Raw genomic sequence first — 7,266 nt, forward strand, 5'->3', positions numbered from 1 at the left:
TGGGGCTGGGCGTGCTGCTTGAATGAGATTTGCTGCTCCGCATGTGATCAACGTGGCTATGCTTTTCGTCCCGTTCGCCTCCACCGCCTGAGACGCGACTCACCGGCGGATTGGTGGGTGCGCCATCCGGTCGGGGATCGTGTTCCTCAGGAGCCGGCTTGTGCCGGTCCTCGTGGCTTGAGCCTGGTCCGCCCCAGCGACGGGTATTCGGATGCTTTTCTGGCATGATGAGCCTCCTTAAAGATCGGCCCGAACACGCGACGGCGGCGAAAGTTTCATCCGCCACTTTTTTGCTTGTATGAAATCCTTCGGCCACGTCGAGTTGTCTTGGGCGCGCTGCCTCAAAGGTTAAGTGGAGGCGCGGGTAAATGGCGCCCCTGGACATCCAAGCGACGCAATCCCAGATGCCAAAATAAGTTTCTTCGTTCGGAACTCCTGCGAGGGGCGGTTGTTCGCGGCCCGAGAGGGGCAGAGTTGCTCACCACACTCGGTCAGAATTTCCCTATGATCGATGCCGGTTATTCCTGCGCGGTGGGTGCCGATCATCGCAAGAGAGGCTATTCCGCCTTGCAGATGCTTCACACAACCGCCATTCGGGCTAGGAGGTCGGGTTCTTGATCACCTAAGCCGTCAAGAACTGAAGTTGGATCGAAAGGCGAACGCGGCCACGCATCGCCCAGGATGGATGGACCGAATGACATTCCTCGGCCTCAGCGCAGAAATTCTGGCACGCATCCAGTTTGCGTTCACCATATCGTTTCACTTTATTTTCCCAGCGTTCTCCATCGGAACGGCCAGCTATCTGGCCGTCCTCAACGCGATCTGGCTCTGGACACGCGACCTGGCCTATCTCAGGTTGTTCGAATATTGGAAGACGATTTTCGCCGTGACCTTTGCCATGGGGGTCGTCTCGGGCATTGTGATGAGCTACCAGTTCGGCACCAACTGGTCCGTATTTTCCGACAAGGCGGGGCCGATCATCGGTCCGTTGATGGGGTATGAGGTACTGACGGCCTTCTTCCTGGAGGCAGGCTTCCTCGGCATCGCCTTGTTCGGGCGCAAGAGGGTTGGTGACACCGCGCACATGATAGCCGTTGCGATTGTCGCTCTCGGCACGCTTATCTCAGCCACATGGATCACTGCCGCCAATAGCTGGATGCATACGCCGGCAGGGTTCAGCATCGACACCAATGGCGTATTCATCCCCGAAGACTGGTGGAAGATCATCTTCAACCCGTCTTTCCCCTACCGCATGACGCACACAGTTTTGGCGGCTTTTCTGACGACGGCATTCGCGGTTGGTGCTGTTGGAGCATGGCATCTTCTGAGGGACCGTGAGGACCGGCAGGCGCGCATCATGTTCTCCATGGCGATGTGGATGGCCGCCATCGTCACGCCCATCCAGATCTTCGTCGGTGACCTGCATGGTCTGAACACGCTAGAGCATCAGCCGGCCAAGATCGCCGCGATGGAAGGTCATTACGAGACGCACGAGCACGGCGCACCGCTCGTCCTGTTTGGCATTCCTGACGACGAGGCGGAAACGACGCGCTATGCCGTCGAGATCCCGAAACTTGGCTCCTTGATCCTGAAGCACGAGCTGAACGGTAAGATCGCAGGACTGAAGGAATGGCCTCGCGACCAACGCCCTCCAGCTCTCATGCCCTTCATTACATTCCGGATCATGGTTGGTCTTGGCTTCCTCATGCTCGGGATTGGTCTCTGGTCACTATGGGCGCGCTGGAAGGGAACGCTCTACCAATCGACGTGGCTTCACCGAGCGGCAGTCTTGATGGGAGGTTCAGGTATCATTGCAGTCCTAGCCGGCTGGTACACGACTGAAGTCGGTCGCCAACCATGGACGGTCTACGGGCATCTCAGGACCTCTGAAAGCCTGTCGCCTGTCTCGGCTCCCGCCGTCGGCGCGTCGCTGCTGACCTTCATCGTCGTCTACTTCATCGTGTTCGGCGCCGGCGTCTATTATCTCCTCAAGCTGATGCGCAGACCACCGACGCCGCTGGAGGACCACGAACTCGATGCGGGCCCCATCCGAACGGCAGGCATCACGCCCGGTCCGAGCCATGATGACCCGCTTGGAGGACGACATGGCAATTGAGCTCCCCTTCATCTGGGCAGGCATTATCGCGTTTGCTGTCCTCGCCTACGTCGTACTCGATGGCTTCGACTTGGGAATCGGTATTGTCTTCCCATTTTTTCGACAACGTCGCGACCGCGACGTCATGACAAACTCCATCGCTCCGGTGTGGGACGGCAATGAAACGTGGCTGGTACTCGGCGGAGGTGGCTTGATGGCAGTTTTTCCCCTCGCCTACGCCATCATTCTTCCCGCGCTCTATATGCCGATCATCCTGATGCTCGTCAGCCTGATTTTCCGCGGCGTCGCCTTCGAGTTCCGCTGGCGAACGCACCACGAGTCCCACTTGTGGGACTTCGGCTTCTGGATCGGATCAACTGTGGCGGCCCTGATGCAGGGCATCGCGCTTGGGGCGCTTGTCCAGGGTATAACCGTCAGTGGACGGCATTATGCGGGCGGCTGGTGGGATTGGCTAACGCCGTTCTCTATATTGACAGGCGTCGCTGTGTTGGTGGGCTACGCCCTTCTGGGTGTCACCTGGCTGAACCTCAAAACGAGTGGCGACATCCAGTCCCGCTCGGCTCGGCTCGCACGGCCACTCAGCCTCCTGCTTCTCGCCCTGATCGGCGTCGTGTCGCTCTGGACACCATTCATCAATGCGACGTACTTCGACCGCTGGTTCAGATGGCCAACTGCGTTCTTCTCATCGTTCGTTCCGCTGCTGCTCGCCGCCTGCGCCTTCGCCCTTTGGCATGGCTTGACACACGGCAAGCACTTCCAGCCGTTTCTTTCCGCACTCGGGCTCTTTGTGCTGAGCTTTGCCGGACTGGGGATCAGCTTTTATCCGTACATCATCCCTGGCGTCCTGAAGATTCAAGATGCTGCGGCTCCGGAAAGCTCACTCAAGTTCCTGCTGGTCGGAGCTGCCGTTCTGGTGCCGACGATCCTCCTCTACACCGGCTATGCGTACTGGGTGTTCAGGGGCAAAATTGATCCCGAAGAAGGCTATCACTGATGATCGGCGGCCTTAGCAAGACAGCTTGGTTCATCGGGCTGTGGTTGGCGGGTGTCGGCGTGGTTGCGGCGGCAGGGCTCGTCATCCGCACCTTGTTGACCTAGCCCAAAATCAATATTCGCGTACTGCAGTTTCTTGCAATCTGCGACGCATAGATCGCCGCTCGGCAAAATGACTGGGTCCCTTGGGAACTTTGGTGTGAAGAGCCTGTTAGCTGGCCTTCAACGTTGGGGGCCATGATGACCACAATCGCCACTGCAGTACTCGTCGCTTTGATGGGAATCTATATGATCGGCGGCGGGGCCTATCTCCTGTCGCTCGGCGGCAGCGCCTATTATCTTCTTTGCGGACTTGGCTTTCTCATCGTTGCGGCGCTTCTTATTGCCCGCAAGCTTCTGGCGCTGCACGTCTATGCGGTGATCGTCGTCGCCTCGCTTGCCTGGGCGATATGGGAGGTAGGGTTCGACTGGTGGCAGCTCGGCCCGCGCGGCGGGGTCATCATCCTTCTCGGCATGTGGCTTCTGACGCCGTGGATCCGCCGTCCGCTCGGCTTCACCAGCCCGACGGGCGCGCATTACGGCGCAACTGCCCGGCCGCTTGCGCTTGCGGTTTTGGCGGCGGTCGTCATCGCCGGCGTCTCGATGTTCTTCGATCCGCTCGACCAGAGCGGCGATCTTCCGGAAGAGAAGATCGCGGCAGCGCCGGTGCTTGGCGGCAATGTGCCGGATGGCGAATGGCATCAATATGGCCGCACGCCCTATGGCCAGCGCTATTCGCCGCTCGATCAGATCAATGTCGATAATGTCAGTGGCCTGCAGGAAGTCTGGCGGTATCAGACCGGCGACGTGAAGCGGCCCGACGATGTGGGCGAGACGACCTATCAGGTGACGCCGCTGAAAATCGGTAACGCGCTTTATCTCTGCACGCCGCATAATCTGGCGATCGCGCTCGATGCGGCGACCGGCAAGCAGATCTGGAAATACGACGCCAATTCCGGGATGAACCCGGACCGGCAGCACCAGACCTGCCGCGGCGTCAGCTATTACAGGGATCAGGCTGCCGCCGCCGGAGCCGCATGTGCCGAACGAGTCTATCTGCCGACCGCGGATGCCCGCCTGATCGCGCTCGATGCCAAGAACGGCGAGGTCTGCACATCCTTTGCCGAGGGCGGCACGCTGCATCTCGAAAAGGGGATGAAATACAACCCGGCCGGCTATTATTACTCGACATCACCGCCGGCGATTGTCGGCAACAAGATCATCATCGGCGGGGCGGTCAACGATAATTATTCGACTGAGGAACAGTCCGGTGTCATCCGCGCCTTCGACGTCAATTCCGGGCAGCTGATCTGGAACTGGGATTCGGGCAATCCGGGTCAGACCCAGCCGCTGCCGGAGGGCCAGACCTACACGACCAACTCACCGAACAGCTGGTCGGTCTTCTCCGTCGATGAGGAACTCGGTCTCGTCTTCATCCCGCTCGGCAATCAGGTGCCGGACCAGCTCGGCATGGGCCGTTCGGAAAACGTCGAGAAATATTCGTCATCGATCGTGGCGCTCGACATCAATACAGGTGCAGACAAATGGGTGCGCCAGACGGTGCATCACGATCTTTGGGACATGGATGTGCCGGCTCAGCCGGTGCTGATTAACATCACCAAGCCGGACAATTCCGTCGTTCCGGCGCTGGTCGGCCCGACCAAGCAGGGTGATATCTACGTGCTCGACCGGCGCAGCGGCGAGCCGATCATTCCCGTCACGGAACAGCCGGCGCCAGGCGGCACGATCCCCGAGGATCACGCTTCTCCGACGCAGCCGATCTCGGCGCTGAACTTCCGGCCGCGCACGCTCGAAGGCCGGGACATGTGGGGCGTTACCATGTTCGACCAGATGGTGTGCCGCATCTGGCTGAAGCAGATGAACTATGAAGGGCAGTATACGCCGCCTTCGCTCAACGGCACGATCGTCTATCCGGGTAATTTCGGCACGTTCAACTGGGGTTCGGTCGCGGTCGATCCCGAGCGGATGGTGATGTTCGGCATGCCGACCTATCTGGCGTTTACCTCGAAGCTGGTGCCGCGTGCCGATATCCCGCCGAAGGGGCAGGACGAGAAAGGCTCCGAGCAGGGGCTGAACCGCAATGACGGCGCACCCTATGGCGTGTTCATGGGGCCGTTCCTCGGACCGCTGCAAATCCCCTGCCAGGCGCCGCCATGGGGTTATGTCGCCGGTGCAGATCTGCGCACGGGAGAGATCGCCTACAAGCATCGCAACGGCACCGTCATGGACATGACGCCGCTGCCGCTGCCGTTCAAGGTGGGCGTGCCGGGGATCGGCGGGCCGATGATCACCAAGGGCGGCGTTGCCTTTCTCGGGGCTGCGGTCGACGATTATCTGCGGGCCTATAACCTGACCAATGGTCGTCAGCTTTGGGAAGCCCGGTTGCCGGCGGGCGGGCAGGCGACGCCGATGACCTATGCGGTGGAGGACGGCCGTCAGTTCGTCGTCATCGTTGCCGGTGGTCACGGCTCTGTCGGCACAAAGCCGGGCGATTACGTGATCGCCTACGCGCTGCCCCCGAATGCTGCAAGATAGGGGCGAAGCATTCAAATCCTTTTTTCGGGTCGATTGCTTGATTCTAATCTACGTGAAAATTATCGAGTCAAACCTCAGCCGACCTCATGTTCCATACCTTGCGGCTCCTGCACGAATGAAGTGTTCCTCCGCCCAATTTTATTGGTCGATTGAATGCGGGGACGGTGCTCCCGGTTGGTCGCTGATCGAGGCTCGAAATGGACGCGAGCCTATAATCACTGCCAGTACAGCCACGACTAGAACGACGATAATAACCATCCTATTGTTCATCATTACAGGCTCCTCTTGGCATCGAATCTAAACTCGGACTACGTCCGAACCCACAAGCGGAAGGTGTTTTTTCAGCCACATCGAGTGGGTTAAGGCCGTCCTCAAAGTTTGATCCCTTGAGCGTCATTCTCTCGGCCATAATGTCTACCATCGCATCACAGCAGGCTTCCATGCCATGCTCGCTCTCGTATGCGGAACATGCGTCTCGCAATTCTTGCTGGGTCATCTACGCAAGCTCCAATGGATGGCCGCGAACTAAAGCAAGATGTCGTAGTTCCATCGTCCCGAACGAAAAGCCTCCGGTTTGGCTCAGTTTGCTGTAATCCAGTTGAGGCACCCGACAGGTGCATTTGAATTGCTAACGAGTAACGCACCATAGCCATAGAGGCGAGCGAGCTTGGCATCGGCCGGCACGTTTATTGCCCATACTTTATTCGACCGGTCAGTCCATACCAGGCGCCCATCGACCGCGTCCAATCCACTTATCATCACGGTCTCGCTCGCGCCTGGACGTAGCAGGACGATAACAGTATCTCCGCGGGACGCCGGGAAACTTGCTATCGATCCCGCGATCAAGGTTGCAAGAACGAGTGCGACAGGAGAACAAAGAAACGATGTGCTGACTGTGCGCCTCTTCATCAGGTGATAGCCAGTCGCGAGAGGAAGCAATCCAAAGACAGCCAACCAGGAGAGGTCCCAGAGCAAGGGCTGCTCGACGTCCATTCGGACACGGTGAATGCCGAGAACCCAGTGCGAAAGGATGGCGTCAACAAGATGCCAGATCCCAAAACCTATCATAGCGCGTGCGAGCAAAGGCTCGGTCTCGCTTTGTGTTGTCGGAGCGCGTGACTTACAAAGCAGATTCTGCCCGATTATCGCTACGACGTACATAAGGCCGTGAAAGAGGCCGTCAGTCAGGATGAGGAAGCGAATATCGAGACGAGCCTGCTCAAGCCCGCTCAGCAAGTGGTGCCACTGCAGGATCTGATGCAAGAGTATCCCGTCGAAGAAGCCTCCAAGACTGAAGCCGAGCGCGAGTGCTGCCATTGCTCGGCGGTTCAGTTTTGCCATCCATCACCTTTTAGATTTTGCAAGCGAATGAGCCGACCCAGCGCGGCCGGGCCGGCTGACGGCTTATACTTTACCGATCTGTTCGTTCTGCGCGCCACTATCCGGGCGTGCCGGTCCAAGAACTGGCTCGTCACCCATCGGGACGTTCTGGAACACGGTGAACTGACCCTTGCCATCCATCGACGGGCCGTCGTTCCATCGCGCTGGAGGTGGCACTGAGC

At 58.9% G+C, this 7,266-nt stretch carries 5 protein-coding genes and 1 pseudogene; 3 read left to right on the forward strand and 3 right to left on the reverse strand.

The window, feature by feature from the left end:
• Positions 1–694: 694 nt before the first annotated feature.
• From JNB91_RS28970 to JNB91_RS28980, 3 genes are all read left to right on the forward strand, one after another.
• The gene (locus JNB91_RS28970) at positions 695–2,116 is read left to right on the forward strand and encodes a cytochrome ubiquinol oxidase subunit I (RefSeq protein ID WP_220328898.1); all 1,422 of its coding nucleotides are present in this window, start codon (positions 695–697) and stop codon (positions 2,114–2,116) included.
• The gene (gene cydB / locus JNB91_RS28975; protein ID WP_220328899.1) at positions 2,106–3,110 is read left to right on the forward strand and encodes a cytochrome d ubiquinol oxidase subunit II; all 1,005 of its coding nucleotides are present in this window, start codon (positions 2,106–2,108) and stop codon (positions 3,108–3,110) included. The genes JNB91_RS28970 and cydB overlap by 11 nt, the downstream gene beginning before the upstream one ends.
• A gap of 239 nt (positions 3,111–3,349) precedes the next feature.
• On the forward strand, positions 3,350–5,704 hold the full coding sequence (locus tag JNB91_RS28980) for a glucose/quinate/shikimate family membrane-bound PQQ-dependent dehydrogenase (RefSeq protein WP_220328900.1): 2,355 nt from the start codon (positions 3,350–3,352) through the stop codon (positions 5,702–5,704).
• A gap of 259 nt (positions 5,705–5,963) precedes the next feature.
• On the opposite strand, the gene JNB91_RS28985 is transcribed toward JNB91_RS28980, so the two are convergent.
• The 3 genes and pseudogenes from JNB91_RS28985 to JNB91_RS31045 form a co-directional block, all read right to left on the reverse strand.
• Entirely contained in the window at positions 5,964–6,200 is a 237-nt protein-coding gene (locus JNB91_RS28985) for a hypothetical protein (RefSeq protein ID WP_220328901.1), read from the reverse strand.
• 83 nt (positions 6,201–6,283) lie between these two features.
• Positions 6,284–7,045 carry a DUF2243 domain-containing protein gene (locus JNB91_RS28990; RefSeq protein ID WP_220328902.1) on the reverse strand — a complete coding sequence of 254 codons (762 nt, stop codon included), beginning with the start codon at positions 7,043–7,045 and terminating at the stop codon, positions 6,284–6,286.
• 63 nt (positions 7,046–7,108) lie between these two features.
• Positions 7,109–7,266: pseudogene (locus tag JNB91_RS31045) on the reverse strand (manganese catalase family protein); the annotation flags it as partial.

This window comes from Aliirhizobium wenxiniae, assembly GCF_019511445.1.
Lineage (GTDB): Bacteria > Pseudomonadota > Alphaproteobacteria > Rhizobiales > Rhizobiaceae > Neorhizobium > Neorhizobium wenxiniae_A.